Source organism: Rhodococcus sp. DMU1, from assembly GCF_012272955.1.
GTDB lineage: Bacteria > Actinomycetota > Actinomycetes > Mycobacteriales > Mycobacteriaceae > Rhodococcus > Rhodococcus aetherivorans.
The window spans coordinates 3,815,634-3,841,475 of sequence record NZ_CP050952.1; the positions used below are offsets into that span (position 1 = coordinate 3,815,634).

General features: G+C 71.0%; 27 protein-coding genes. 10 read left to right on the top strand and 17 right to left on the bottom strand.

All coding sequences use genetic code 11. From position 1 onward, the window contains the following. Window positions 1-15 precede the first annotated feature (15 nt). The gene (locus HFP48_RS17560; protein WP_246872571.1) at window positions 16-939 is read right to left on the bottom strand and encodes a DUF3152 domain-containing protein; all 924 of its coding nucleotides are present in this window, start codon (window positions 937-939) and stop codon (window positions 16-18) included. Between the two features lie 349 nt (window positions 940-1,288). Between HFP48_RS17560 and HFP48_RS17565 the strand changes: the two genes are divergently transcribed. Then, a complete protein-coding gene (locus HFP48_RS17565) occupies window positions 1,289-1,966 on the top strand; it encodes a TetR/AcrR family transcriptional regulator (RefSeq protein ID WP_006942732.1) in 678 nt (225 codons plus the stop codon). Between the two features lie 106 nt (window positions 1,967-2,072). Here HFP48_RS17565 and HFP48_RS17570 read toward each other — a convergent pair whose 3' ends face one another. Continuing rightward, on the bottom strand, window positions 2,073-2,303 hold the full coding sequence (locus HFP48_RS17570; RefSeq protein WP_006942731.1) for a DUF3107 domain-containing protein: 231 nt from the start codon (window positions 2,301-2,303) through the stop codon (window positions 2,073-2,075). Window positions 2,304-2,349: 46 nt separating this feature from the next. After that, window positions 2,350-3,054: a ferritin-like fold-containing protein gene (locus HFP48_RS17575; RefSeq protein ID WP_029544591.1), complete on the bottom strand. Its 705-nt coding sequence runs from the start codon at window positions 3,052-3,054 to the stop codon at window positions 2,350-2,352. Between the two features lie 205 nt (window positions 3,055-3,259). Here HFP48_RS17575 and HFP48_RS17580 point away from each other — a divergent pair, with 205 nt between their 5' ends. Further along, window positions 3,260-4,864 (top strand): DEAD/DEAH box helicase, encoded by a 1,605-nt coding sequence (locus tag HFP48_RS17580; protein WP_168579808.1) that lies wholly within the window; start codon window positions 3,260-3,262, stop codon window positions 4,862-4,864. Window positions 4,865-4,873: 9 nt separating this feature from the next. Continuing rightward, a complete protein-coding gene (locus HFP48_RS17585; RefSeq protein WP_006942723.1) occupies window positions 4,874-6,091 on the top strand; it encodes a hypothetical protein in 1,218 nt (405 codons plus the stop codon). A 25-nt stretch (window positions 6,092-6,116) separates the two neighbouring features. Here HFP48_RS17585 and HFP48_RS17590 read toward each other — a convergent pair whose 3' ends face one another. Further along, window positions 6,117-6,905: a ParA family protein gene (locus HFP48_RS17590; protein ID WP_006942721.1), complete on the bottom strand. Its 789-nt coding sequence runs from the start codon at window positions 6,903-6,905 to the stop codon at window positions 6,117-6,119. 95 nt (window positions 6,906-7,000) lie between these two features. Here HFP48_RS17590 and HFP48_RS17595 point away from each other — a divergent pair, with 95 nt between their 5' ends. After that, complete coding sequence (locus tag HFP48_RS17595; RefSeq protein ID WP_006942720.1) at window positions 7,001-7,501, top strand: GNAT family N-acetyltransferase; 501 nt, start codon at window positions 7,001-7,003, stop codon at window positions 7,499-7,501. On the opposite strand, the gene HFP48_RS17600 is transcribed toward HFP48_RS17595, so the two are convergent. After that, window positions 7,471-7,899, bottom strand: coding sequence for a hypothetical protein (locus tag HFP48_RS17600; protein ID WP_006942719.1), 429 nt, complete (start codon window positions 7,897-7,899; stop codon window positions 7,471-7,473). The two genes, HFP48_RS17595 and HFP48_RS17600, sit on opposite strands and share 31 nt — an antisense overlap. A 47-nt stretch (window positions 7,900-7,946) precedes the next feature. On the opposite strand from HFP48_RS17600, the gene HFP48_RS17605 reads away from it, so the two are divergent. Both HFP48_RS17605 and HFP48_RS17610 read left to right on the top strand, forming a co-directional pair. Beyond that, on the top strand, window positions 7,947-8,909 hold the full coding sequence (locus HFP48_RS17605) for a diacylglycerol kinase family protein (RefSeq protein ID WP_168579809.1): 963 nt from the start codon (window positions 7,947-7,949) through the stop codon (window positions 8,907-8,909). Window positions 8,910-9,135: 226 nt separating this feature from the next. Then, window positions 9,136-9,390: a WhiB family transcriptional regulator gene (locus HFP48_RS17610; protein ID WP_006550236.1), complete on the top strand. Its 255-nt coding sequence runs from the start codon at window positions 9,136-9,138 to the stop codon at window positions 9,388-9,390. 186 nt (window positions 9,391-9,576) lie between these two features. On the opposite strand, the gene HFP48_RS17615 is transcribed toward HFP48_RS17610, so the two are convergent. From HFP48_RS17615 to HFP48_RS17630, 4 genes are all read right to left on the bottom strand, one after another. After that, window positions 9,577-11,055 (bottom strand): PAS domain-containing sensor histidine kinase, encoded by a 1,479-nt coding sequence (locus HFP48_RS17615; RefSeq protein WP_006942716.1) that lies wholly within the window; start codon window positions 11,053-11,055, stop codon window positions 9,577-9,579. Between the two features lie 17 nt (window positions 11,056-11,072). Beyond that, a complete protein-coding gene (locus HFP48_RS17620) occupies window positions 11,073-11,288 on the bottom strand; it encodes a biotin/lipoyl-binding carrier protein (protein ID WP_003939128.1) in 216 nt (71 codons plus the stop codon). A 235-nt stretch (window positions 11,289-11,523) separates the two neighbouring features. Next, window positions 11,524-11,808, bottom strand: a complete 285-nt coding sequence (gene rsrA, locus HFP48_RS17625) for a mycothiol system anti-sigma-R factor (protein ID WP_006942706.1) — start codon at window positions 11,806-11,808, stop codon at window positions 11,524-11,526. After that, a complete protein-coding gene (locus HFP48_RS17630; protein ID WP_230304573.1) occupies window positions 11,805-12,440 on the bottom strand; it encodes a sigma-70 family RNA polymerase sigma factor in 636 nt (211 codons plus the stop codon). The genes rsrA and HFP48_RS17630 overlap by 4 nt, the downstream gene beginning before the upstream one ends. Window positions 12,441-12,596: 156 nt before the next feature. Here HFP48_RS17630 and ybaK point away from each other — a divergent pair, with 156 nt between their 5' ends. Continuing rightward, window positions 12,597-13,094 carry a Cys-tRNA(Pro) deacylase gene (gene ybaK / locus HFP48_RS17635; RefSeq protein ID WP_168579810.1) on the top strand — a complete coding sequence of 166 codons (498 nt, stop codon included), beginning with the start codon at window positions 12,597-12,599 and terminating at the stop codon, window positions 13,092-13,094. Between the two features lie 14 nt (window positions 13,095-13,108). On the opposite strand, the gene HFP48_RS31285 is transcribed toward ybaK, so the two are convergent. Further along, window positions 13,109-13,249: a hypothetical protein gene (locus tag HFP48_RS31285; protein ID WP_210432845.1), complete on the bottom strand. Its 141-nt coding sequence runs from the start codon at window positions 13,247-13,249 to the stop codon at window positions 13,109-13,111. A gap of 355 nt (window positions 13,250-13,604) precedes the next feature. On the opposite strand from HFP48_RS31285, the gene aroA reads away from it, so the two are divergent. Then, window positions 13,605-14,891, top strand: a complete 1,287-nt coding sequence (gene aroA / locus HFP48_RS17645; protein WP_037200999.1) for a 3-phosphoshikimate 1-carboxyvinyltransferase — start codon at window positions 13,605-13,607, stop codon at window positions 14,889-14,891. After that, window positions 14,858-15,877, top strand: a complete 1,020-nt coding sequence (gene rsgA / locus HFP48_RS17650; protein WP_006942701.1) for a ribosome small subunit-dependent GTPase A — start codon at window positions 14,858-14,860, stop codon at window positions 15,875-15,877. The genes aroA and rsgA overlap by 34 nt, the downstream gene beginning before the upstream one ends. Before the next feature lie 79 nt (window positions 15,878-15,956). Here the strand turns inward: rsgA and HFP48_RS17655 are convergent, their stop codons facing one another. The 6 genes from HFP48_RS17655 to HFP48_RS17680 all read right to left on the bottom strand — a co-directional run bounded on the left by HFP48_RS17655 (window position 15,957) and on the right by HFP48_RS17680 (window position 22,133). Then, a complete protein-coding gene (locus tag HFP48_RS17655; RefSeq protein ID WP_006942700.1) occupies window positions 15,957-17,192 on the bottom strand; it encodes a fatty acid desaturase in 1,236 nt (411 codons plus the stop codon). Between the two features lie 61 nt (window positions 17,193-17,253). Beyond that, window positions 17,254-18,486 (bottom strand): acyl-CoA desaturase, encoded by a 1,233-nt coding sequence (locus tag HFP48_RS17660; protein WP_006942699.1) that lies wholly within the window; start codon window positions 18,484-18,486, stop codon window positions 17,254-17,256. 35 nt (window positions 18,487-18,521) lie between these two features. Then, on the bottom strand, window positions 18,522-19,652 hold the full coding sequence (locus HFP48_RS17665) for a ferredoxin reductase (RefSeq protein ID WP_050035462.1): 1,131 nt from the start codon (window positions 19,650-19,652) through the stop codon (window positions 18,522-18,524). 106 nt (window positions 19,653-19,758) lie between these two features. After that, the gene (locus HFP48_RS17670; protein ID WP_168579811.1) at window positions 19,759-20,271 is read right to left on the bottom strand and encodes a hypothetical protein; all 513 of its coding nucleotides are present in this window, start codon (window positions 20,269-20,271) and stop codon (window positions 19,759-19,761) included. Window positions 20,272-20,274: 3 nt separating this feature from the next. Beyond that, window positions 20,275-21,687 carry a wax ester/triacylglycerol synthase family O-acyltransferase gene (locus HFP48_RS17675; RefSeq protein WP_029544608.1) on the bottom strand — a complete coding sequence of 471 codons (1,413 nt, stop codon included), beginning with the start codon at window positions 21,685-21,687 and terminating at the stop codon, window positions 20,275-20,277. Further along, a complete protein-coding gene (locus tag HFP48_RS17680; protein ID WP_006942692.1) occupies window positions 21,684-22,133 on the bottom strand; it encodes an HAD-IA family hydrolase in 450 nt (149 codons plus the stop codon). The genes HFP48_RS17675 and HFP48_RS17680 overlap by 4 nt, the downstream gene beginning before the upstream one ends. A 195-nt stretch (window positions 22,134-22,328) precedes the next feature. Here HFP48_RS17680 and HFP48_RS17685 point away from each other — a divergent pair, with 195 nt between their 5' ends. Next, window positions 22,329-22,832, top strand: a complete 504-nt coding sequence (locus HFP48_RS17685; RefSeq protein WP_037201793.1) for an Rv3235 family protein — start codon at window positions 22,329-22,331, stop codon at window positions 22,830-22,832. A 44-nt stretch (window positions 22,833-22,876) separates the two neighbouring features. Here the strand turns inward: HFP48_RS17685 and secA are convergent, their stop codons facing one another. After that, window positions 22,877-25,708, bottom strand: a complete 2,832-nt coding sequence (gene secA, locus HFP48_RS17690) for a preprotein translocase subunit SecA (protein WP_029544610.1) — start codon at window positions 25,706-25,708, stop codon at window positions 22,877-22,879. Between the last annotated feature and the right edge of the window lie 134 nt (window positions 25,709-25,842).

A 25,842-nucleotide genomic window follows, 5' to 3' on the forward strand; every position in this document is an offset into this window, starting at 1 on the left:
CCGATTGTCCCATCCTCACGCCCGCGGATACGGCCACGGGTTGAACCTGCAGGTGAGTCCGTCGCGGGGGACGAGGCCCTCGGGATCGAGGCCGGCGATGTCGTCGTTGGCGGTGCCGAAGGACTGCTGCATCATGATCGGCGCGAGGCCCCCGTCGCTGCCGCACCCCTCGTGGGCGGCGAAGCCGATGGCGTGCCCGACCTCGTGGTTGATCTGATACTGACGGTAGGAGCCGATGTCACCCTGGAATGCGACGGCGCCACGCACCCACCGCGGCTCGTTGAGCAGGACCCGGCCCAGGCCCGGGTTGTAGCACGACACCTCCAGCTCGATGTCGTACCCGCAGCCCTGCCGGATCGTCATCTGGGACGTCAGCGACACCCGGAAGTCGGGCACGCCCTGATCGACGCGACGGAACGCGAACGCCGGGTCCTGTGTCCAGCTCTTCGGGTTGGCCAGGGTCTCGTCGACCATCCGGGCGAACGCCGCGTCGCCGCCGTAGCCGGTGGCGTCGACCCCGTCCTCGATCTCCACGGTGTAGGTGTAGACGCGGCCGGTGCCGACCTGACCGCTGGTCCCGGGCACCACCCGCCAGGTGCCGACGCCGGCCACCGTGAACGGCCCGCCGTCCGGGAGCGCGCCGGACGGCAGATCGGCGGGGAACGTGCCGTCCGCGACCGGCGCGGGCACGCCCACCACGTCGCCGGATGCGGCCGCCGCGTCCCCGGCCGCCGTGGCCTCGGGCGTGCTGCCACCGGTACGCAGCGCATCCACCAGGACGATCACCGTGAGGACCGCGAGGACGGGGATGGCGTAGGCCCGCCATCCGTAGGTCGCGACGAACCGGCCGAGCCGGGTCTGCCTGCGCACCCCGCGGTCCGGGCGCGGCGGGCGAGGAACCTTCTCCCCGCCCGAGACGGGATCCCACTGAGCTCGCAGAGGCTGGTGGGAAGGGGCGCGGCTGCGTCGCCGGTCGGACGTCCGGTCCTCGGGTGTCCGGTGCGGACTGCGCACCGGGCGGCGCGGTGTGTCCGTCACGCCGGCTCCTGCTCGGTCGGTCACGGTTGCCAGACTCTCATACGGCCGTCGCCGGCCGTGCCGGGTCGCCGAGCGCGGGCGCCGACCGCCGCCACGCCGATGTGGCGCCGCGCACAGTGGGCCTTCGGCTGGGATACTCGTGGGTAGGGGTGCACGGCACCTCGAGGCCCCCCGGCCTGTAACGTGCAGAGACGATTGCACGTCGTAGTGGTAGGCATCACTTCGACGAATTTTTCGGATTGGGAGCGACATGACCGAACTCGCAGCCCGGACATCGTCCGGCCGCGCCACCAGCTCGGGCAACGGCACCGGCACTCGACGCGGCGCCCGGATGCCGCGGGACGAGCGCCGGGTCCAGCTCCTCGCTGCAGCCAGCGAAGTCTTCGTCACCCGCGGATACCACGCGGCCGGCATGGACGAGATCGCCGAGTGCGCCGGGGTCAGCAAGCCGGTGCTGTACCAGCACTTTCCCGGCAAGCTCGAACTGTACTGCGCTGTGCTGCAGAGCTACGTCGACAGCCTGATCGCCGGAGTCCGCCAGGCCCTGCGGTCGACGACCGACAACAGGCAGCGCGTCCGCGCCGCGGTGCAGGCGTTCTTCGACTTCGTCGACAACGACTCGCAGGGTTTCCGTCTGGTGTTCGAATCGGACCTGATGGGCGAGCCGCAGGTGGCCCACCGCGTGGAGCAGGCCACCGAGGCATGCGTCGACGCGGTGTTCGACCTGGTGAGCCACGACTCCGGTCTGGACCCCTACCGGGCGCGCATCCTGGCGGTCGGCCTCGTCGGCACCAGCCAGTTCACCGCCCGCTACTGGCTCGAGGCCGCCCGGCCGATTCCGAAGGAGGACGCCGTCGACACCACGGTCGCTCTCGCCTGGGGTGGACTCTCGCACGTGCCGCTGCAGCCGGAGCTGCGCAGGCGGTAACCGGAAGGCGCCGACCAGACGGCGCCGACCCCAGGGCCGGGGCCGCGCCCGCGACGACAGAAGGGCCGGGGCAGCAGCCCCGGCCCTTCGTCGTGATGCCGTCGTTCTAGGTCGCCGCGAACCCGACCTTGCGAATGTCGGCGGGGCCGATCTCGACGTAGGTGACCCGCGCCGCCTGCACGATGAGCTTGCGGCCCTTCTCGTCGACGAGTGTCAGCACGCCGTCCTTCTCGCCGGCCAGGGCTTGCGCCACGAGCGACTCGACCTCGTCGGGCGTCTGCTCGCTGATCACGGTGAGCTCGCGGGGACTGTCCGCAACACCGATCTTGACCTCCACGGTCGACCTCCGAACTCTCAGGGCTCTACAGCTGTCCCCGCCCAGGCTAGTGCAGTCCCAGCACCGCCATCCGCTCGGCGTGCTCGAGCTGCATCCGGTCGAACAACGCGGCAATGTCGGTGAGATCACCGGACGCGGCGATCACCAGATCGGTGAGGTCCTCACGCTGGGCCATCACGTACTGCGCCTGGGTGATGGCCTCGCCGAGCAGCCGCCGTCCCCACAGCATCAGCCGGTCCTTGTCGGCCGCGCTGCGCCGCACCGCCTCGCGCACCTCGTGCACCACGAACTCCGAGTGCCCGGTCTCGGCGAGGACCTCCCGCACGACCTCCGCCACCTCGGGGGCGAGGGTGCCGGCGATCTCGCGGTAGAAGTCGGCGGCGATGCCGTCGCCGACATACGCCTTGACCAGCGACTCGTGCCAGTTCGAGGGGTTCGTGGACGCGTGGTACGCGTCGAGGGCGCGCCGGTAGGGCTCCATCGCCGTGTAGATCTCCACGCCGCGCGCGGTGAGCGCGGCGTGCAGCGTCTCGAAGTGGCTCATCTCCGCGGCGGCCATGCTCGCGAACGCCACCCGCCCCTGCAGGCTCGGCGACATCCGTGCATCGTCGGCGAGGCGGTAGAAGGCCGAGATCTCACCGTAGGCGAGCACCGCGAACAACTCGGCGACGCCGGGATGATCGGCCGGGACGCGCGCCGGAGCGGCGGGTGGACGAGACTCTGCGGCGGACGGCGACGTTTCGGCTCCCATGACGACACAGCGTAGTACCCAGCCGGTGACCGCGCGGCTCACGGTACAATGGTCCTGGAAGGCCGCGCCTCGAGGCGCCGACCACCGGCCCCGCGGACTTCACCGATGATGTGCGCGCACCCGATCGCAGATCGCTGCCGCGCCTCGCAGAGCCCGTTCCGGTCGCTCTCGCTGAGGCGCAGGCCGGTCGCCTCTCCACTCGTGCGTGCGTGCCGAGACCAGGAAGGCCAGACCCCTGAGCAAGATCACTGTCGACCACGAAGACGACGCCACCGAAACCACGGTGTCGGCCCAACTCGACTCCACCCACACCCCGCCCACGTTCGGCGAGCTGGGCGTGCGGGACGAGATCGTCCGCGCTCTCGCCGAGATGGGCATCGAGCGCACCTTCGCCATCCAGGAGCTGACGCTCCCCCTCGCCCTCGCCGGCGACGACCTGATCGGACAGGCGCGCACCGGCATGGGCAAGACCTTCGGGTTCGGTGTCCCGCTGCTGCACCGCCTCACCACCACCGCGTCCGGCACCACCGCCCTCGACGGAACGCCCCGCGCCCTGGTGATCGTGCCGACGCGCGAGCTGTGCCTGCAGGTCACGCAGGACCTCGAGAACGCCGCCAAGTACCTCCGCGGCGCCGACGGACTGCTGAAGGTCCTGTCCGTCTACGGCGGGCGCCCGTACGAGACACAGGTCGACGTGCTGAAGAAGGGCGTCGACGTCGTTGTCGGGACCCCGGGCCGCCTGCTGGATCTCGCCAACCAGGGTCACCTGATCCTCGGCAAGATCGGCATCCTGGTGATGGACGAGGCGGACGAGATGCTCGACCTCGGCTTCCTCCCGGACATCGAGCGCATTCTCGGCATGGTGCCCGACCGCCGCCAGACGATGCTGTTCTCGGCGACGATGCCCGGCCCGATCATCACGCTCGCCCGCACCTTCCTCACGCGCCCGACGCACATCCGGGCCGAGGAGCCGGAGTCCTCCGCGGTGCACGAGCGCACCAACCAGCTCGTCTACCGCGCGCACGCACTCGACAAGGCGGAGCTGGTGGCGCGGGTGCTGCAGGCCGAGGGCCGGGGCGCCACGATGATCTTCACCCGCACCAAGCGCACCGCGCAGAAGGTCGCCGACGAGCTCGCCGAGCGCGGCTTCGCCGTCGGAGCCGTGCACGGCGACCTGGGGCAGATCGCCCGGGAGAAGGCCCTCGACAGGTTCCGCAAGGGCAAGATCGACGTGCTCGTCGCCACCGACGTGGCCGCCCGCGGCATCGACATCGACGACGTCACCCACGTCGTGAACTACCAGTGCCCCGAGGACGAGAAGACCTACGTCCACCGCATCGGCCGCACCGGCCGGGCGGGGCGCACCGGCATCGCCGTCACCCTGGTCGACTGGGACGACATCCCGCGCTGGCAGCTCATCGACAAGGCCCTCGACCTCGGCCTGTCCGACCCGGTCGAGACGTACTCGAGTTCGCCGCACCTGTTCGAGGAGCTGGGCATCCCCGAAGGCACGACCGGCACGGTCCGCAAGGCGCCGGCGGAGCGGCCCGCCCGCGAGGAGGCCGCCGAGGCCGCCGAGGACGCGGCACGACCCAAGCGCACCCGGGTCCGCCGGCGCACCCGCGGTGGCCGGCCCGACTCCGGAAGTGCCGAGAACACCGGACCCGAGAACACGAGCGCCGCGTCGGAGCAGGCCGAGGACTCCGGGGACGGGACGGCGGCGCCCGCACGCCGGCGCCGGCGCCGGCGCCGCGGCGGTTCCTCCGCGACGGCGAAGAGCGACACGGTCACGGCCTCGGCTGCCCAGTAGTCGGCCGCGATGCTCGCACCGGAGCGCAGAACCCGGGCGGACCTGATCGCAGCCCTCCTGCTCGCCGTCGCGGTCGTCGCGGCGGCGAGCGTCGTCTGGCTGCGGTCGGACGCACGCGGCACCGTGTCCGTCACGACCGACGCGGCACCCGAGGCGCCGGCGTCCGCGACGGCGGTGCCGTCGACGCTGACGGAGGCGTGGCGGGCCCCCAGCGGTGCGACGTCCCGTCCGATCGCGGTCGGAGGTGTCGTGGTCACCGGCGACGGCGGCACGGTCACCGGCCGCGCCCTCGACTCGGGCGCCGAGCTGTGGCGCTACGGCCGCGACATGCCGCTGTGCGGGGTCGTGGAGGACTGGCGCACCGCCGTGGCGGTGTACCGCGACCAGCGGGGATGCAGCCAGGTGACCCAGCTGGTCCCCGATTCGGGGATGCGCGGGGCGCAGCGTTCCAGCGACGCCGACGACGCAGTGACCCTCACCGCCGCCGACACCCACGTGATCTCGCGGGGCGACACCCGCCTCGAACTGTGGCGGTCGGATCTCGTGCGCACGCTCGAGTACGGGCGCGTGGACGCGCCCGTCGTGCCGGGGGCGCAACCCCGCAACGGGTGCACGCTGCGCTCGGCCGCGGCCAGCAGCACCCGGCTGGCGGTCGTCGAACGCTGCCCGGGCGAAGAGGCGGACCGGTTGACGCTGCTCGAGACGACCCCGGAGGCAGACTCCCAGCCGAAGGAGATCGCCTCGTCGGTGCTGCCGGAACTGGGGCCGGACGACATGGGTACGCGCGTCGTCGCGGTGAGCGGTGAGCGCACGGTGCTGTACCTGCCGCCCACCGCCTCGTCCGGGCCCGTTCTCGCCGGATACGACGCCGCCGGCACGCTGACCGCCCGGCACCCGCTGTCGGCCGCGGCGACGCCGGACGCGGTGTTCCCCGCCGCGGTGCAGGGTTCGTTCCTCACGTGGTGGTCGGGCACGGAGACCGTCGCCCTCGGCGGCGACGACCTGGTGCCGCGGTGGACGCTGCCCGGGACGACGGGCACCGGCGCCGCCATGGCCGGGGCCCTGCTGCTGCCGGTGCGCGACGCCCTCGCGGTGGTCGAGCCTGCCACCGGGGCGGTGCAGGGCCGGATTCCGGTCGTGCGCGACGAGGCGGGAGTGGTGAACGTGGCGGTCGCCGGGACTTCGGTGCTCGAGCAGCGCGGGCCGCAGGTCGTGGTGCTGCGATGAGCCCCCGAGGAACTCACCGCGCACCTCACGACGTGAAGGTGACCAGCTTCTTGCCGTCGCGCCAGTGGGCGAGCAGGTTCTCGGCCAGCTCGCGATAGGCCTCGGCGCCCTTGTTCTTCCGGCCGGCGAGCACCGACGCCCCCGACGCCGACGCCTCCGCGAAGCGCACGGTGCGCGGGATCGGCGGCGCGAGCACCGGCATGTCGTACCGGTCGGCGACGTCGGCGAGCACGTCGCGGCTGTGCGTCGTGCGGGCGTCGTAGAGCGTCGGCAGGGCACCGAGGAGCTCGAGGTCGGGGTTGGTGATCTGCTTGACCTCGGCGACGGTACGCAGCAGCTGCCCGACGCCGCGGTGCGCGAGGGTCTCGCACTGCAGGGGCACGAGCACGGACTGCGCGGCGGTCAGGCCGTTGAGCGTGAGCACGCCCAGCGACGGCGGGCAGTCGATCACGACGACGTCGAAACTGTCGAGCAGCGGGGCCAGCGCCCGCCGGAGGGTGAACTCCCGCCCCGGCCGCATCAGCAGCAGCGCCTCGGCCCCGGCGAGGTCGATCGTCGCGGGCAGCAACGTGAAGCCCTCGTCCGTGTCGAGCAGAACCTCCTTGGCCTCCGCCGCCCCGACCAGCACGTCGTGCACCGAGCGTTCGAGCCGGTCGGGGTTGTGCCCGAGCGAGAATGTCAGGCATCCCTGCGGGTCCAGGTCGACGACGAGCACCCGCTGCCCCAACCCGGCCAGGGCGGCCGCCAGAGACGCGACGGTGGTCGTCTTCGCGACGCCACCCTTCTGATTTGCCACCGCAAGTACCGTTGTCACGGAACGATCCTCGCCTAAAAGTCGTCCGAACGCGAGAATCGACCGCGACTTCCGCCGTCCGGCGGGTCGCCGATCCCCACGAAAGGCCCCCGATCGTGATCCGCCGCGCCCGTCCCGCCGACGTCGACGCCCTCACCGCCCTCGTCTACGAGCTGGCCGAGTACGAGAAGGCCCGCGCCGAGTGCACCGTCGTGCCCGAGCAGCTGCACACGGCGTTGTTCGGCAGGGACGCCGCCGCGTTCGCCCACGTCGCAGAGGACGCACAGGGAACGGTGGTGGGCATGGCGCTGTGGTTCCGCAACTTCTCCACCTGGGACGGGGTGCACGGCATCTACCTCGAGGACCTGTACGTCCGGCCCGAGCACCGGGGCCACGGCCACGGCCGCGCTCTGCTCGCGGCACTGGCCCGCGAATGCGTCGACCGCGGCTACAGCCGCCTGAGCTGGTCGGTGCTGGACTGGAACACGCCGTCGATCGGGTTCTACCGCTCGCTCGGCGCCGTCCCGCAGGACGAGTGGACCACCTTCCGCCTCAGCGGGCAGGCACTCGCCGCGCTCGGCGGAGATCAGGCCACGTCGTCGGCGTCCGGGGCGTAGTCCTGCGCCAGCCAGCGCGTCGTCGGCGGGCTGAACAGCAGCACCAGCGCCGGCACCACGATCAGGGCGAGCAGGATGCCGAGCACGACCTGGTGGGAGTCCGTCAGCAGCGACCAGGCCACCGGCAGCAGCAACAGCTGGGCGACGATCGCCACGGCCCGCCCCCACCGCTTGCCCCGCAGCAGCGCGATCCCGGCCGCGAGCACGCCGCCGAACAGGATCCCCAGCCACAGTGCGAGGCCGTAGCCGTTGCCGACCGTCTGGTCGTGCCCGCCCGTGAGGGCCCGGACCACGGAGACCACAGCGAAGCCGATGGCGATCACGCCTTCGAGGACGACGAGACCACCCGCGGCTCGAACGGTCGACGGAACGGTGCTGCGTGGCGACTCGGTGGACACCCGGCCAGCGTAGTGGACCCGTACGAGACCACTTAGGCTGATGCTCCGTGCGCGCACTGCTGATCGTGAACCCCAACGCGACGACCACCACTCCGGCCGGTCGCGACCGGCTGGCCCGTGCGCTCGCCGACCGGGTCTCCCTCACCGTCGCCCACACCACCCATCGGGGGCACGCCGCCGAACTGGCCCGCTCGGCGCACGCCGACGGGATGGACGTCGTCGTCGCGCACGGCGGCGACGGCACCGTCAACGAGATCGTCAACGGCCTGCTCGGCACCCCGTCGGAACGGGTGGCCGACCCCACTCTCCCCCTGCTCGCGGTGGTCCCCGGCGGCTCGGCCAATGTCTTCGCCCGGTCGCTGGGCGTGGACGCCGATCCGGTGACGGCGACCGAGCAGTTGCTCGACCTGCTGGCCCAGCGCACCACCCGCCGGATCGGCCTCGGCCACTGCGACGGCCGGTGGTTCGTCTTCAATGCGGGACTCGGGCTCGACGCGCAGGTGTGCGAGGCCATCGACCTGAGCCGGCTGGGCGGGCGGAAGGTCACCACCGCGCGTTACGTCGCGCATTCGATCACGCAGTTCTTCAAGTCGAAGGGCGCCGAACCCGCGCTGACGTTGACGCTGCCCGGCCGGCCACCGATCCCGGGCGTGTACTACGCGTTCGTCTCCAATTCGAGCCCGTGGACCTACCTCGACAAGCGCCCGGTGCATACCAACCCGGGCACCTCGTTCGAGACCGGGCTCGGAGTCTTCGCGATGACGACGACGGCGGTGTTCGCGAGCCTGCGGGTGGTCCGCCAGCTGCTCGCGCGGCGCGGCGATCCGAACTCCCGTCGCCTGGTGCGCGTCGACGACGTCGCGCGGGTGCAGGCGGTGTCGTCCCGGCCGATCGGCCTGCAGGTCGACGGCGACTACCTGGGCCTTCGCACCGAAGTGGAGTTCGTGTCGGTGCCCGCCGTGCTCGACGTCGTGGCCCCGTGTCCCAGGCGCGCCGACGCCCGTACGTGATCCGGGTTACATTTTTGTTTCCCGAGGTGTACAAAGGAAGTTCGAACCCAAATACCCGGGACACCGTCGGCGTGAGCTTCCCCACGGTCGTGACGTTTTCTATTGACTTCACGCTGGTTCGTGAAAGCATTCACAAGTAACCGCGCGGAAACACTTGCCGACGCGCACATGAACTTGCCACCACGATCAGCCGGTGCGACGAGCACTATCGAAGGAGAGTAGAAGCATGGACTGGCGCCACAAGGCCATCTGCCGCGACGAGGATCCCGAGCTGTTCTTCCCCGTCGGCAACAGCGGTCCGGCCCTCGCGCAGATCGCCGACGCCAAGCTCGTGTGCAACCGCTGCCCCGTCACCGCCGAGTGCCTCTCGTGGGCCCTCGAGTCCGGCCAGGACGCGGGCGTCTGGGGCGGCATGAGCGAGGACGAGCGTCGCGCCCTCAAGCGCCGCAACGCCCGTACCCGGGCACGCACCGCGGTCTGACGCGACCTACGCCACAGAGCTCCGGGAAGGCCCGGCACCGTTTCGGTGCCGGGCCTTCCCGCGTCCGGAGGCCGCGCTCCCCCGTCCCGGCAGGGACACGGCAACACCGTCCCGGCAGGGACACGGCGACACCGTCCCGGCAGGGACACGGCGACACCGTCCCGGCAGGGACACGGCGAGACCGTCTCAGCCGAGTGTCACCCGGCCCAGCGGAACCCGCAGCCGCGCGTCGGTGCCGGTCGGCGCAGCCCGTTCGAGCCGCAACGTCCCGCCGAGTTCCGCGGCGACGAGCGTGCGCACGATCTGCAGGCCCAGGCGGTCCGAGCTGCCGAGGTCGAACCCCTCCGGCAGACCCTTGCCCTCGTCGTGGACCACCACGTCGAGCCAGCGGGCCGACCGCTCGGCGCGCAGCGTCACGGTGCCGGAGGCACCCGGGTCGAAGGCGTGTTCCACGGAGTTCTGCACGAGTTCGGTGAGCACCATCACCAGCGGTGTCGCCCGCTCGGCGGGGAAGACCCCGAGGCTGCCCTCCCGGCGCACCCGGACCTGGCTGCCCACGGCCGCGACGTCGACGACGATGGGGATCAGCCGGTCGACGACGTCGTCGAGATCGACCTCCTCGTCCACCGACATCGACAGCGCTTCGTGCACGAGCGCGATCGACGTCACCCGGCGTACCGCCTCGGCGAGGGCCTGCCGGGCCTCGGTGTTGCCGGTGCGCCGTGCCTGCAGCCGCAGCAGGGCCGCGACCGTCTGCAGGTTGTTCTTCACCCGGTGGTGGATCTCCCGGATGGTGGCGTCCTTGCTCAGCAACGCCCGGTCGCGCCGCTTGACCTCGGTGACGTCGCGGATGACCACCGCAGCGCCCTCGAGCCGGCCGCCGGGCGCGAGCACCAGCGCGCGCAGCAGCACGGTGGCGCCGCGGGCCTCGATCTCCATGGGCCGTCCCAGCTTGCCGTGCACCGCTCCGCGCAGATAGGTCTCGACGTCCTCGCTCTCGAACGGATCGGTCACCAGCGCGCGCGTCGTCTCGATCAGGTTCTGGCCGAGCAGGTCGGAGTTCAGGCCCATCCGGTGGTAGGCGGACAGGGCGTTCGGGCTCGCGTACACCACCCGGCCGGACCGGTCGAGGCGGATGAAGCCGTCCCCGGCCCGCGGACTGGACTTGGTGTCGGATCGGGATTCCGGATTCGGGAAGGTGCCTTCGCAGATCATCGTGAACAAGGCGTCGGCGCATTCGAGGTAGGCGGTCTCGAGGGCGCTCTTGGTGCGCCGCGCCACGGTCGCCGCGTCGCGGCTCAGGACCGCGATGACCTGCCCGTCCCAGCGGACCGGCACGGCCTGACGGCGCAGGGGCGCGACGTGGCTGGGCCGTGAGTCCGCGGAGACGACCACTCCGGTCTCGAGGGCCCGCAGCACGTGTGGGTGCTCCCGTTCGGAGACCACCGAACCCACCATGTCCTCGGGCAGCACGGTCGAGGCGGTGGTGGGCCGGCACTGCGCCACGCACACCACCCCACCCGGCTCCGCGCTCACCCACAACAGGACGTCCGCGAAGGACAGGTCCGCGAGCAACTGCCATTCGCCGACGACCCGCTGGAGGTGATCGACCGCACCGCCCGGCAGGTCGGTGTGCTCGGCGAGGAGGGCACTGAGGGTGGACACGGGGGGCACGTGCGGACTCAGGAGATGACCGCGATGAGATCGCCCTGCTGGACGACGTCGCCGACGACCACGTCCAGCGATGTCACGGTGCCCGACGTCTCGGCGAGCACCGGGATCTCCATCTTCATGGACTCCAGGATCACCAGTGTGTCGCCTTCGGCGACGACGTCCCCCTCCTGCACGACCACCTCGAACACGGTGGAGACCATCTCGGCGCGCACGTCCTCGGCCATCGGGCACCTCATTCCACGAAGAAGACGGTGGCCCTGCTTTCAGGGCCACCGGACCACACGTGAAACACTGTAATGAACCAGAAAGGAGATCGGACCATGGGTAAGCGAGGCCGCAAGAAGCGCAGCCGCAAGGGCAACGCCGCCAACCACGGCAAGCGTCCCAACGCCTGAGGCGCGCGCACACGCGTGAGGGGGCCGGTAGCAGCTGCTTCCGGCCCCCTCACTCGTTGGTGGCTCAATCCCGGACGTCGGTGCGGGTCGTCACGACGACGGTCCGCCGGATCTCTATCAGCAGCCGCTCCCGGAGGCCCTCCGGAGCGTGCTCGCCGCCGCATTTGCGGCTCAGCAGGGACTTGAGCTGGGACTCGAGCCCGTACGCCTCGAGGCAGGACCCGCAGTCGTCGAGATGGCGCTGCAGGCGCTCACGCGACCGATCGTCGCACTCGCTGTCGAGCAGCAGGTAGACGTCCGCGATCACCGCGGAACAGTCGAGCTGATCGAAGTCGGCCGACTCGCTCACCTCGAGACCTCCTTCTTGTCCGCACCGTCTCCGACGGCCGCGTCGACGGCTCCGCTCCGGTTGAATCCCCGCTCCCGCGCGACATCGGCCAGCAGGCCGCGCAACTGCTTGCGGCCGCGGTGCAGCCGCGACATCACCGTGCCTATGGGGGTCCCCATGATCTCCGCGATCTCCTTGTACGGGAAGCCCTCGACGTCGGCGTAGTACACCGCCATCCGGAACTCCTCGGGCAGCTCCTGCAGCGCAGCCTTGACGTCGTCGTCGGGAAGCGCGTCGAGCGCCTCGACCTCGGCCGACCGCAGACCGGTGGAGCTGTGCTCGGCGGTCGCCGCGAGCTGCCAGTCGGTGATCTCCTCCGTCGGGTACTGCGCGGGCTGGCGCTGCTTCTTGCGGTAGGAGTTGATGTAGGTGTTCGTCAGGATGCGGTACAACCACGCCTTGAGGTTGGTGCCCTCCTTGAACGAGGAGAAGGCGGAGAACGCCTTGATATACGTCTCCTGAACCAGATCCTCCGCATCCGCAGGGTTGCGGGTCATCCGCAGGGCCGCGCCGTAGAGCTGATCGAGCAGGGGCAGTGCATCCCGCTCGAACCGTTCGGCCAGTTCCGCACCAGACTCCTCGACCACACCGATCCCTTCACTTGCCGTATCCGTGAAGGCTACCGGTCGGGGCGGGCACAGCACAGGCACGCGGTACTCCCTCGCTCTCGGTCACCGGCCGCGCCCGATCGGGGCGGCCACCCGGAATCAACACGACAGGTCCGGCCCTTGTTCCCTACATTGGCGCGCATGGCCTCGACCTCCACTCCCGCGACGAAGCTGCTGCTGCGCGAGAACATCACCCACCGCGTCCACGAGTACCCGCACGACCCGCGGGCCGGCTCCTTCGGCTCCGAGGCCGTCGAGATGCTCGGGCAGCGGCTCGGGGTGGTCCCCGCGCAGATCTTCAAGACCCTGGTGATCAAGCTCTCCGACGGCAAGCTCGCGGTGGCCGTGATCCCGGTCCCGGCGACCCTCTCGCTCAAGGCGGCGGCGGCCGCCCTCGGTGGCGGTAAGGCGGTCATGGCCGAGCGCAGCGACGCCGAGCGCGCCACCGGCTACGTCCTCGGGGGGATTTCACCGCTGGGCCAGCGCAGCCGGCTGCGCACCGCCGTCGACGCCTCCGCGCAACAGTGGGATCGGGTCCTGTGCAGCGCGGGACGCCGCGGCCTCGAGATCGAACTCGCGCCGGCGGACCTGGTGCGGCTCGCGGGCGCGGTGGTGGCGCCGATCACCACCGGGGCCTGATTCGGCGCCGGGCGTCAGAGCAGGGTGAGCTGCTCGGCGGCGGGCGAGGCCGGGGCGAGCAGTCCGGGACCGTGGTTGCGGACGCTGCCGACCGCGGCCGACGCCGGATCGTGATCGAGACCACCGCCTCGCGGCTCGACTTCGGATCGGACCACCGCGACCACAGCCCGGCCGTGCAGTGGCGCGAGCCGCCCGCGGGGACATGTAGTACAGGATCCGCCCGGCCCTGCCAGCCTTGCCGGCAGGGCCGGCCCTGCCGTCGGCCGACGACGGGTCGTGCTGCCACTCGTACCAGCCGTCCGTCGGCACCAGGCACCGCCGGTGCCGCACCGGCCGCGCGAAAGCGGGCTCGAGCGCGGCCGATTCGGGTCGGGCGTTGAAAAGCGTTGCGCTCCGGACAATCTCGGTGGCGAACGACGGGACGGGCCCCCAGCGCATCCGCCGGATCCGCCGTCACCGCATGCCGGCCGCACACGGCTTCGAAGTGTGGCAGGTGTGGCCCTCGCGCGGATGGGCGAAGATGGACGGGTGAATCCGTGGAGTGCGCCCCGAGCCGAGTCACCCGTCGACAGTTCCGTCACGCTGCCCGGGTCCAAGTCGATCACCAACCGCGCCCTGATCCTCGCCGCCCTCGCGGACGGCCCGTCGACCGTGACCGGCGCGCTGCGCAGCCGCGACACCGACCTGATGATCGGCGCCCTGCGCGGACTCGGCGCGACGATCGACGAACGCGACGACGGCACCACCCTGCACGTCACCCCCGGCCGGCTGCACGGCGCCCGGGTGGACTGCGGCCTGGCCGGCACGGTGATGCGATTCGTGCCGCCCGTCGCGGCACTGGCCGACGGCGACGTCTTCTTCGACGGCGACGAGCAGGCGCGCACGCGGCCGATGGGCACGGTCCTCGAGGCCCTGCGCTCGCTCGGCGCCGACGTCGACGGCGACACCCTGCCCTTCACCGTGCACGGGCGCGGCCGCCTGCGCGGCGGTGTCGTCACCATCGACGCGTCCGGCTCGTCGCAGTTCGTCTCGGGGCTGCTGCTGTCCGCCGCGGCGTTCGACGAGGGCGTCACGGTCCGGCACGCCGGGGCGGCCGTGCCGTCCATGCCGCACATCGACATGACCGTCGACATGCTGCGCGAGTCCGCGGTGACGGTGGACACCACCGTGCCCGACACCTGGCGGGTCGCGCCGGGCCCGATCCGCGCGGTGGACCGCGTGGTCGAGCCGGATCTGTCCAATGCGACCCCGTTCCTGGCGGCCGCGGCCGTCACGGGCGGCACGGTGTCGGTGCCGCGGTGGCCGCAGCGCACCACCCAGGCCGGCGACGCGATCCGCGGCATCCTCCAGCAGATGGGCGCCGACGTCGCCCTGTCCGGCGGCACGCTCACCGTGCGCGGCCCGGAGCGCCTGCGCGGCCTCGACATCGACCTGCACGACGTGGGTGAGCTCGCCCCCACCGTCGCAGCGCTCGCGGCGCTGGCGACGACCCCGTCCACGCTGCGGGGCATCGCGCACCTGCGCGGGCACGAGACGGACCGCCTGGCCGCCCTGGCCACGGAGCTCGGCAAGCTCGGCGGCGCCGCGACCGAGACCGCCGACGGCCTGCACATCGTGCCCGCGCCGCTGCACGGCGGGCGCTGGCATTCGTACGCGGATCACCGGATGGCCACGGCGGGCGCGATCGTGGGCCTCGTGGTCGACGGCGTCGAGGTCGAGGACATCGGCACGACCGCCAAGACCCTGCCGAACTTCCCCGAGCTGTGGGCCGGGATGCTGACGGGAGCACGCTCCTGAGCCGGCGCACCTACGACGAGTCCGATGTCCGGATCCGTCCGGGCAAGGGCTCGCGTCCGCGCACGAAGGACCGGCCGGCTCATCTCGACGCCGCCGAGGCGATGGTGGTCTCGGTCGACCGCGGTCGGTGGGGCTGCGTGCTGGGCGGCGATCCGGCACGGCCGGTGGTGGCGATGCGGGCCCGTGAGCTCGGCCGCACCCCCGTCGTGGTCGGCGACCGGGTCGCCGTGGTCGGGGACCTGTCGGGACGGCCCGACACCCTGGCGCGGATCGTGCGGGTAGAGGAGCGCACCACGGTGCTGCGCCGCACCGCCGACGACACCGACCCGTTCGAGCGGATCGTCGTGGCCAACGCGGAGCAACTGCTGATCGTCGTCGCGCTGGCCGATCCGCCGCCGCGGACCGGGCTGGTCGAACGGTCCATGGTCGCCGCGTACGCGGGCGGTCTCGACCCGGTGCTGTGCCTGACCAAGAGCGATCTCGCCGATCCGGCCGAGTTCACCGCGCAGTTCGCCGACCTGGACGTCCGCGTGATGCTGGCCGGACAGGATCGGGACCTGACGGAACTCCGGGAGATGCTCACCGGCAAGGTGACGGCCCTGATCGGCCACTCCGGCGTCGGGAAGTCGACCCTGGTCAACAGACTCGTCCCGGATGCCGACCGGGCCATCGGGGCGGTCTCGGGCGTCGGGAAGGGCCGGCACACCTCCACGCAGTCGGTGGCGTTGCCGCTGCCGGGCGGTGGTTGGGTGATCGACACGCCCGGTATCAGGTCGTTCGGACTCGCGCACATCGGCGCCGACAACGTGATCGCCGCCTTCTCGGATCTTGCCGAGGCGGTGGAGGCCTGCCCCCGCGGCTGCACCCACCTGGGCCCGCCTGCGGATCCCGAGTGCGCGCTCGACGAACTCGAGGGCAAGTCCCGGCGCCGCGCGATGGCGGTGCGGGCTCTGTTGACCGCGATCGCCGCGAACGAGACCTGGTGACCGAAAGCCGGTGATACGGGCCCGTGACGCCGAGCGCCCGGCGTCACGGGGACGCCGGGCGCTCGATGCGGGCTCGGGATCAGCGCATGCCCAGGAGGCGGCGCACGCCGCGGACCCGGCGGTTCTCGCGGATCGCGGTCGCCAGACCGCGTCGCCGGCCGGTCGCGGGGTCCACCACGGCGGTGCCGCCGAAGCCGCGTTCGGACGCGGTTTCGGGTGCGGCGTCCGGGGTGTCGGCGAGGTACTTGTTCGGCAGCGACAGCTTGGCGATGGTGCGCCACGACTTGAAGTACTGCACCGCGAGCGGGCCGGTGGTGTACGGCAGGTCGTACTTGTCGCACAGCTGCCGGACCTTCACCGCGATCTCGGCGTACCGGTTGGACGGCAGGTCCGGGAACAGGTGGTGCTCGATCTGGTAGCTCAGGTTGCCGGTCATGAAGTCCATGACGGGGCCGCCGGAGATGTTGGCGCTGCCGAGCATCTGCCGCAGGTACCACTGCGCCTGCGACTCGTTGTCGACGTCGGCCTTGGTGAACTTCTCGGCGCCGTCGGGGAAGTGCCCGCAGAAGATGACCGCGTTGGTCCACAGATTCCGGATGACGTTCGCCGTCATGTTCGCGGTCAGCGTGGACTTCCAGGCCTTGCCCGTCAGCGCCGGGTAGACCACGTAGTCCTTGACGATCTGGCGACCGATCTTGTCCCCGACCTCGCGCAGCTTGCGCTTGGTCTCGGCGCGGTCGTCGCGGCCCTTGGCCACCTTGCCGAGCTCGAGATGCTGGACCGCGACGCCGTACTGGAACAGCAGGGCGAGCAGCGCGTTGTAGACGATGTTGCCGTAGTTGAACGGCGACCAGCGCTGGTCCCGCGTGACCCGCAGCAGGCCGTATCCCACGTCGTCATCCATGCCGAGGATGTTGGTGTACTTGTGGTGCAGGTAGTTGTGGGTCTGCTTCCAGTGCGCGGACGGGTCGGCGTTGTCCCACTCCCAGCTGGCGGAGTGGACCTCGGGATCGTTCATCCAGTCCCACTGCCCGTGCATCACATTGTGCCCGAGCTCCATGTTCTCGATGATCTTCGAGACGCCGAGCAGGCCCGCACCGAGCAGCCACAGCGGACGCCGGCGGCTGCCGAACAGCGCCGCGCGCCCGCCGAGTTCCAGGCCGCGCTGCAGCCGGATCGTGTTGCGGATGTAGCGGGCGTCGCGTTCGCCGCGGGAGTCCTCGATGTCTCGCCGGATGGCGTCGAGTTCTCGGCCGAGGGCCTCGACGTCCGCCTCCGTGAGGTGCGCGTACTCCTTGATGTCCGAAATGGCCATGCGCCTACCGTACCGTAGGTTACGAGTCCGTAGGTTACGGAGATGTAGCTTGTGCGGCAGATCACTTCCGCCGGGCGGCGCGTTTGGCGGCGCGCAATGTCTGCAGTGCGGTCGCCAGCCCCTCGCGACGCTCCCCCACCGACCGCACCCGCGGCAGATCGGGACGCCGGAACTTGCGCTCGGAGGAGGTCTCCGGGGCGTCGTCCGACGTCGCCCGCAACCACGCGTCCGGCAACGCCAGCTTGTGGATCGTGCGCAGCGCCAGCAGGTACTGCTTGCCGAGCGGACCGCTCGTGTACGGCAGGTCGTACTTCGCACACAGCGTGCGCACCCGCTCCGCGATCTCCGGGTAGCGGTTGCTGGGCAGGTCCGGGAACAGGTGGTGCTCGATCTGGTAGCTCAGGTTGCCGGTCATGAAGGCCATCACCGGACCGGCATCGATGTTGGCGCTACCGAGCAGCTGCCGCAGGTACCACTGGCCCTGCGTCTCGTTCTCGTACTGCGCCACGGTGAACTTCTCGGCGCCGTCGGGGAAGTGACCGCAGAAGATCACCACGTACGCCCACAGGTTCCGCACCAGGTTGGCCGTGAGGTTCGCGGTGATCGTGCTGCGCCACGCCCGGCCCGTCATGGCCGGGAACAGCACCAGGTCCTTGCCCAGCTGCCGCGCGATCTTCCGGGCAAAGTCCTTGGTGGGCTGGGAGTTCCGCTGCCCCGGCGGCACACCGCACGCCTTCTTCTCGGCTCCGAGGTCGTGCAGGGCGATGCCCCACTCGAAGGTGGCCGCCAAGATCAGGTTGGCCACGGGCTGCAGCAGGTTGATCGGCCGCCACTTCTCGTCGCGCGTCATCCGCAGGATGCCGAATCCCACATCGTCGTCCATGCCGACGATGTTCGTATAGGTGTGGTGCGCGTAGTTGTGGGCGCGCTTCCAGTGCTGCGACGGACCCGTCTGGTCCCACTCCCACGACGTCGAGTGGATCTCCGGGTCGTTCATCCAGTCCCACTGCCCGTGCATCACGTTGTGCCCGAGCTCCATGTTCTCGATGATCTTCGACAGGGAGAGCAAGCCCGTGCCGAGCAGCCACAGCGGACGCCGGCGGCTGCCGAACAGCGCCGCCCGGCCGCCGATCTCGAGCACGCGTTGCAGCCGGATCGTGTTGCGGATGTAGCGGGCGTCGCGCAGCCCCCGGGTGTCCTCGATGTCGCGACGGATCGCGTCGAACTCGCGGCCGAGTTCCTCGATGTCCGCGTCGGTGAGGTGCGCGAACTCGGTGATGTCGGTGATTGCCACCGGGGTCCTTCCCCCTGGTCCGGGTCGGTAGTGCGTCAGGCGCCGAGCGTGCAGTCTCCGGCAGCCGCGGAGATGCAGGTCTGAACCCGCTCCCCCTCGGCGTGTTCCTTGCCGGACCGGAGATCGACGACGTGCCCCTTCTCCAGGGGCACCACACAAGTCTGACAGATTCCCATCCGGCAGCCGAACGGCATCAGGGCGCCGGCGCTCTCACCCGCCTCGAGCAGGGTCGTCGCACCGTCGACGGTGACGGTCTTGCCCGACTTGGCGAAGGTCACCGTGCCGCCGGCGCCGGAGGTATCCGCCCGGGTGACGGCGAAGCGTTCCAGATGGAGCCGCTCCGGCAGGCCCGCGGCATCCCAGAACCGCTCCATGTCGTCGAGCATCGCCTGCGGGCCACACGCCCACACCTGGCGCTCCCGCCAATCCGGGCACACCGTGTCCAGCTCGGCGAGGGTGAACTTGCCCTGCTCCCGCGTCAGCCGCACGTATGGGCGGTACTGCTCGTGGTCCGCACCGAAGCGGGCGATCTCGTCGGCGAACATCACCTCGGGGGCGGTGGGCGCCGAGTGCACGTGCACGACGTCGGGCAGCTCGGCATGCGCCTGCAGCGACCGGCGGTCGAGGGTGCGCAGCATCGACATGATCGGGGTGATGCCGCTGCCCGCGGTGAGGAAGAGGATCTTCGGCGGCGGGGGGTCGGACAGGACGAACTCGCCCTTGGGCGCGGCGAGCCGCACGATCGTGCCCGCGGGCACGCCGCTCACGAGGTGACTCGACAGGAAACCGTCGGTCATGGCCTTGACGGTGATCGAGATGAGCTTGCGGTCCCAGGTGGGCGACGAGGTCAGCGAGTACGAACGCCAGTGCCAGCGGCCGTCGACGTGCAGCCCGATGCCGATGTACTGGCCCGGCGCGTACCCGAAGTCGAAGCCCCAGCCGGGCTTGATGACGAGCGTCGCGGAGTCGGCGGTCTCGCGGCGGACCTCGACGATGCGGCCGCGCAGCTCACGCGCCGACCACAGCGGGTTGGCGAGGTGCAGGTAGTCGTCGGGCAGGAGCGGTGTCGTCAACCGCGCGGCCGCGCCGCGCAGGAGATTCGACACGGATCGGTCCCTCGTCGCGACATGCGCCGCCGGCCGCTCGATCCAGTCCTTCAGACCCATCCGATCACTTCTCCTCGTCCAGGGGCTACGCCTCCGTAGGTTACCAGCTCCCTACGGAGGCGTAGGTTGCGGCGAGACAGCCGTCACACTCGGGGCCGGGAGCAGCTCAGAGCAACTCGAGCAGGAACTGCAGTTCCTGGGCGGCGTACCAGGCGAGTTCGTGGTCCTCGGCGTCGCCCAGCACGAACTCCGCCTCCTCGTCGCCGAGGTCATCCGCGTCCACGACCGGGAGGGCACGGGCGATGTCCGGCTCCGCGGCGGCGAGGTCCACGTGCACCGACGCGACCGCGGACAGCGGCACCGGTCCGGGCAGCCGGACCACCGCATCGTCGAGATCCGGGCGCAAAGTCACCCCGTCGACGTCCGCGGCCACGACCACCCGGCGCAGGCCGAACTCGGGAGCCGGGTCGTCGTCGGCCCGGCCGGCGAGCAACCGCAACGAGGCGCGGGCCGCCTCGGCCATCGCGACCTCGGCGAGTTCCTCGTCGTCGCCGGAGGTGTACGCCTCGCGCAACGCGGGGGTGACCGCGAACGCGGTGCGGCTCACCGCCTCGAACTCGCCGTCGGCGACCAACCGCTTCAACGTCTCGATCGTGGCCGGCACGTACACCCGTGTCACAACTCACCTACTGGCATCCAACAACTCCTCGAGCGACTCGTGCAGCAGCGACGTCAGCACCTCCACATCGGGCATGGCGTCGCGGTCCGCATTCAGACCGTAGTAGACGTTGCCGTCGTACGACGTCAACGCGACGCTCAGTGCCTGGTTCTTCAGCAGGGGCGAGATCGGGTACATCTCGAGCACCCGCGCCCCGGCGAGGTAGAGGGGATGCTGCGGACCCGGTGCGTTCGTGATCATCAGGTTGAACATGCGCTGGGAGAAACCACTCGCGACACGCGCCCCGACCGCGTGCATGGTCGCGGGCGCGAACCCGGACAGCCGCATCATCGACCGCGCCGGCACCCGCCGGCCCTGCCGCGAGTAGGCCTCCCCGGCGTGCGAGATGTGGGACAGGCGGACGACCGCGTTCGGTTCACCGACCGGAAGGTCCACCAGGAAGGTCGAGACCTCCCCGCGCGGCCCCGCCGCGGACACGTCCCCACCCTCGTCGGGCGCATCCGGGTCCTGCGTGTACACCGACATCGGCACCATCGCCCGCACCACCGTCGCCTCCGTCAGCGGCTCCCCGCGTGAGAGCAGCCAGTACCGCAGCGCCCCCGCGATCACCGCCAGCACGACGTCGTTGATGGTGCAGCCGTAGCGGGCCCGGATCTTCCGGTACAGCTCGAGATCGGCCTTGACCACCGCGAACCGGCGGTTGCGCGAGATCGAGGCATTCAGCGGGCTGCCGGGCGCGGACTGGGCGGCGGTGCGCGCCAACCGGCCCACCACATCCAGCGCCTCGCCGGCGGTGGCGGCCAGATCGCCGACGGCCGCCCGCAACCCCGACACGGCCTCGCCGGGGCGGGCCACCAGCTCCGCGAGCGCGCCGAACACCAGCGCCGAGTCGCTCGGCTCCGGTTCCGGCATCCACAGCTCCTCCGGATCCACCCGGGGAGTCTCGGTGGGCTCGAAGAGCACCTGCCCGATCTCGAGTGCCTCCTCGCCGTCCACCAGGGCCGAGTGGGTCTTGGTGAACAGGGCGCACCGGTCGCCGGCCAGGCCCTCGACGAGATACATCTCCCACAGCGGGCGCGAACGGTCGAGAGGACGGGAGATCAGCCGGGCCAACAGGTCGTGCAGCTGCGCTTCGGAGCCGGGCCGCGGCAATGCCGAGCGCCGCACGTGGTAGGTGATGTCGAAGTCGCGGTCGTCGACCCACACGGGCCGCGCCAGGCCGAGCGCGACCTCGCGGGCCTTCTGCCGGTACCGCGGCACCGCCGCGAGACGTCGCTCCACCAGCCGCAGCACGTCCTCGTAGTCGAGCCCACCGCGCGGCTGCTCCAGGATGGCGAGCGAGCCGATGTGCATCGGCGTATTGCTCGTCTCCAGAAAGTAGAACGACGCGTCCTGAGCCGACATCCGGTTGGTCATCGCCCGACATCCCCCTCGTCCCGCGGCGCCCCGGCCCGCGACGACTCGCCGAGGCCGAACAGCACCGTCAATTCCGCCACCACCTCGGCGGCATCGGCATGATGCACGCCGACCATCCCCGCCGCGACCGCGCCGTCCACGTTCACCCGCAGGTCGTCGACGAACACGCACGCCGACGGTTCGAGCCCGAGACGCCGGGCCACCAGCAGGTAGCTGCGCGGGTCCGGTTTGGCGGTGCCCACGTCTCCGGACAGCACCACCTCGTCCACCAGCCGGCCGCGCCCGAGATCGCGCAGCGGGCCGGCCGCGGGACCACCCGGATCGTTGCTGAGGATCGCGGTGCGCACGCCGCGCCGGCGCACCTCGGCGAGCACCCCACCGAGCGCGGCCGCGTCCGTGCCGGGGCCCGCGAGCACCCCACCGAAATCGAGCACCAGTCCACGCATCGCCTCACCCTAGTTCGCGAGCACCGGTTCGGCGATGCAACAGCCCGAACGACGCGGCGACACCGGACCCGCCATGCTCGCGCCTCCTCGGCGCGGATGTGGCACCATGACCGGCGACTCCGTCCTCTCCCGGGGTCCGCACACCGGGCGTCGGCCGTTCCGCGCCGACGTCGCCCCCTGGATCCGGGAGAACCGATGACATCTCCGCACGGCGACGCCCACTACGTCCGGCGCATCGTTCCGTTCGAGCCGCCGGTGCAGCGCTGTTGCCCGGCCGGACCGCATCGCCGGCACGCGCGGCGCCGCCTCACCCCGCACGACGGCCGCTCGGTGCGCGCCTCGGCGCCGCCGGCCGGCCGGCCGCTGCCGGAGGTGGATCCGGCGGCGCGACGGTTCGCCGACCTCGCGGCCCGGTTGATCCTCGAGGTGGCCGACCGGCGCCGCCCGGAGACCCAACTCGCCGCGGTGCTGCATTCGTCGCTGCACGCGACCGTCGCCGCCGTGGCGAAGTCGGGCGACACGGGGACCGCGGTGCTCCTGCGGACCCGGCTGCGCGCGGTCGACGCCGACACCGCCGAGTTGTTCGGCTCCTACGGCCGCGGCCACCGCGTGTTCGCGCTGGCCGGCCGGGTCTCGCGCCATCCCACGACACGCCGGACGCCACACGGCTGGCTGATCACCACCGTGTGGCTGGGCTGACCGGACGACGCGGCCGGGCCGGCGCTCCGGCCCGGACCGGGTCGTCAGCGGCGGCGCTGCGCCTTGGTCTGCTTGCGTGCCGCCTCCCGGCGCTGCCGGCGGGTGCCCGTCGTCCCGGGCGCGGACGCGGCCGGCGACGATGTCGCGGGGCTGCGCCGCACCTGGGCACTGCCGTCCTCGGCCGGCCCGGTGTAGGTGAGGTTGCGCTCCTCGTCCTCGTCGAGCCCCTTCGCGCGCAGCGCGGCCGGAGCGGGCGCGGGAGCAGGAGGTGCCGGGGCTGGAGCAGGCTTCGCCAGGGTGGGGGCGGCCTGCGCCGTGACGGCCGCGGACGCGGCGGTGACGCTGACGCCCGGGGCCGGCTGCGGCTGCGCCGCCTCGACCTGCAGGTTGAACAGGAATCCGACGGACTCCTCCTTCAGGCCCTCGAGCATGCCGATGAACATGTCGTAGCCCTCCCGCTGGTACTCGACGAGCGGGTCGCGCTGCGCCATCGCCCGCAGGCCGATGCCCTCCTTGAGGTAGTCCATCTCGTAGAGGTGCTCGCGCCACTTGCGGTCGAGCACCGACAGCAGGACACGGCGCTCGAGCTCGCGCATGCCGCCCTCGCCGGCGACGGCGTCGATCTCCGCCTCGCGGCGGGCGTACGCGGCGCGCGCGTCCTCCAGCAGGGCCTCGCGCAGTTCCTCGCGGCTGAGGTCCGCGGGCTCGCCGTTCGTGGAGACGGTGAGTTCCTTGTGGTCGATGCCCACCGGGTAGAGGGTCTTCAGCGCCGTCCACAGCTGCTCGAGGTCCCAGTCCTCGACATAGCCCTCGGCGGTGGCGCCGTCGACATACGCGGTGACCACATCCGCGATCATGTGCTCGACCTGGCCCTCGAGGTCCTCCCCGCGGAGGATGCGGCGGCGCTCGTCGTAGATGACGGTGCGCTGCTGGTTCATCACCTCGTCGTACTTCAGGACGTTCTTGCGGATCTCGAAGTTCTGCTGCTCGACCTGCGTCTGCGCGCTCTTGATGGCCTTCGAGACCATCTTCGCCTCGATCGGCACGTCGTCGGGCAAATTCAGGCGGGTCATGATCGACTCGAGCGCCGCGCCGTTGAAGCGGCGCATCAGCTCGTCGCCGAGCGAGAGGTAGAAGCGCGACTCACCCGGATCGCCCTGCCGGCCGGAACGGCCGCGCAGCTGGTTGTCGATACGGCGGGACTCGTGCCGCTCGGTGCCGAGGACGTACAGGCCGCCCGCCGCCCGGACCTTGTCGGCGTCGGCCTTGACCTCGGCGTTGATCCGCTCGATCACCTCGTCCCAGGCCGCCTCGTACTCCTCGGGCGTGTGGACCGGGTCGAGACCCCGCTTGCGCAGCTCCACGTCGGCCAGGATGTCCGGGTTGCCCCCGAGCACGATGTCGGTACCGCGACCGGCCATGTTGGTGGCGACGGTCACCGCGCCGGACCGGCCGGCCTCGGCGATGATCGTCGCCTCCTGCTCGTGGAACTTGGCGTTGAGCACGTTGTGCGGGATGCCGCGCTTGGTGAACTGCTTGGACAGGTATTCGGAGCGTTCGACGCTGGTGGTGCCGATCAGGACCGGCTGGCCCTTGGCGTGGCGCTCGGCGACGTCGTCGACGACGGCCGCGAACTTCGCCTCCTCCGTCTTGTAGATCAGGTCGCCCTGGTCCGCGCGGACCATCGGCTTGTTCGTCGGGATCGGGATCACGCCGAGCTCGTAGATCTGGTGCAGCTCCGCGGCCTCGGTCTCGGCGGTGCCCGTCATGCCGGAGAGCTTGTCGTAGAGGCGGAAGTAGTTCTGCAGCGTGATCGTGGCGAGCGTCTGGTTCTCCGCCTTGATCTCGACGCCTTCCTTGGCCTCGATGGCCTGGTGCATGCCCTCGTTGTAGCGCCGTCCGACGAGGATGCGGCCGGTGAACTCGTCGACGATGATCACCTCGCCGTTGCGGACGATGTAGTCCTTGTCGCGCTGGTACAGCTCCTTGGCCTTGATGGCGTTGTTGAGGTAGCTCACCAGCGGCGAGTTCGCCGCCTCGTACAGGTTGTCGATGCCGAGCTGGTCCTCGACGAGCTCCACCCCCGCCTCGTGCACGCCGATGGTGCGCTTCTTGATGTCCACCTCGTAGTGGACGTCCTTCTTCAGCAGCGGCGCGATCCGCGCGAACTCGGCGTACCACTTGCTCGACGCGTCGGCCGGGCCCGAGATGATCAGCGGCGTGCGGGCCTCGTCGATGAGGATCGAGTCGACCTCGTCGACGATCGCGAAGTTGTGGCCGCGCTGCACGAGATCGTCGAGCGAGTGCGTCATGTTGTCGCGCAGATAGTCGAAGCCGAACTCGTTGTTGGTGCCGTAGGTGATGTCCGCGGCGTACGCGGCGCGCCGCTCGGCGGGCGGGAGGCCGGACAGGATCACCGCGGTCTCGAGCCCGAGGGACCGGTGCACCCGGCCCATCCACTCGGAGTCGCGCTTGGCGAGGTAGTCGTTGACCGTCACCACATGCACGCCCTCGTCGGCGATGGCGTTGAGGTAGGCGGGCAGCACACAGGTCAGGGTCTTGCCCTCACCGGTCTTCATCTCGGCGATGTTGCCGAAGTGCAGTGCCGCGCCGCCCATGATCTGAACCGGGTAGTGCTTCTGGCCCAGTACCCGCCACGACGCCTCGCGGGCCGTCGCGAACGCCTCGGGCAGCAGCTCGTCGAGGGTCTCGCCGTCCTGGTAACGCCGGCGGAACTCGTCCGTCTTGGCCCGCAACTGCTCGTCGGTGAGCGTCTCGAACTCGGGTGAGAGGGAATCGACGTGGTCGGCGATGTGCTTGAGCCGCTTGACCATGCGACCTTCACCGACTCGGAGCAGCTTCGACAGCGACAGCACGGGCGTGTTCGTCCTCAATCTCGGGTACAGCACGGGCAACGAAAATCCGGCCGAGGCCTGTATCGACCCCGGCCGGATTCCATGGTAGGCGGTCTTTCAGCGAGGTGACGACGGGCGACCGCTCGGCAGGGTGG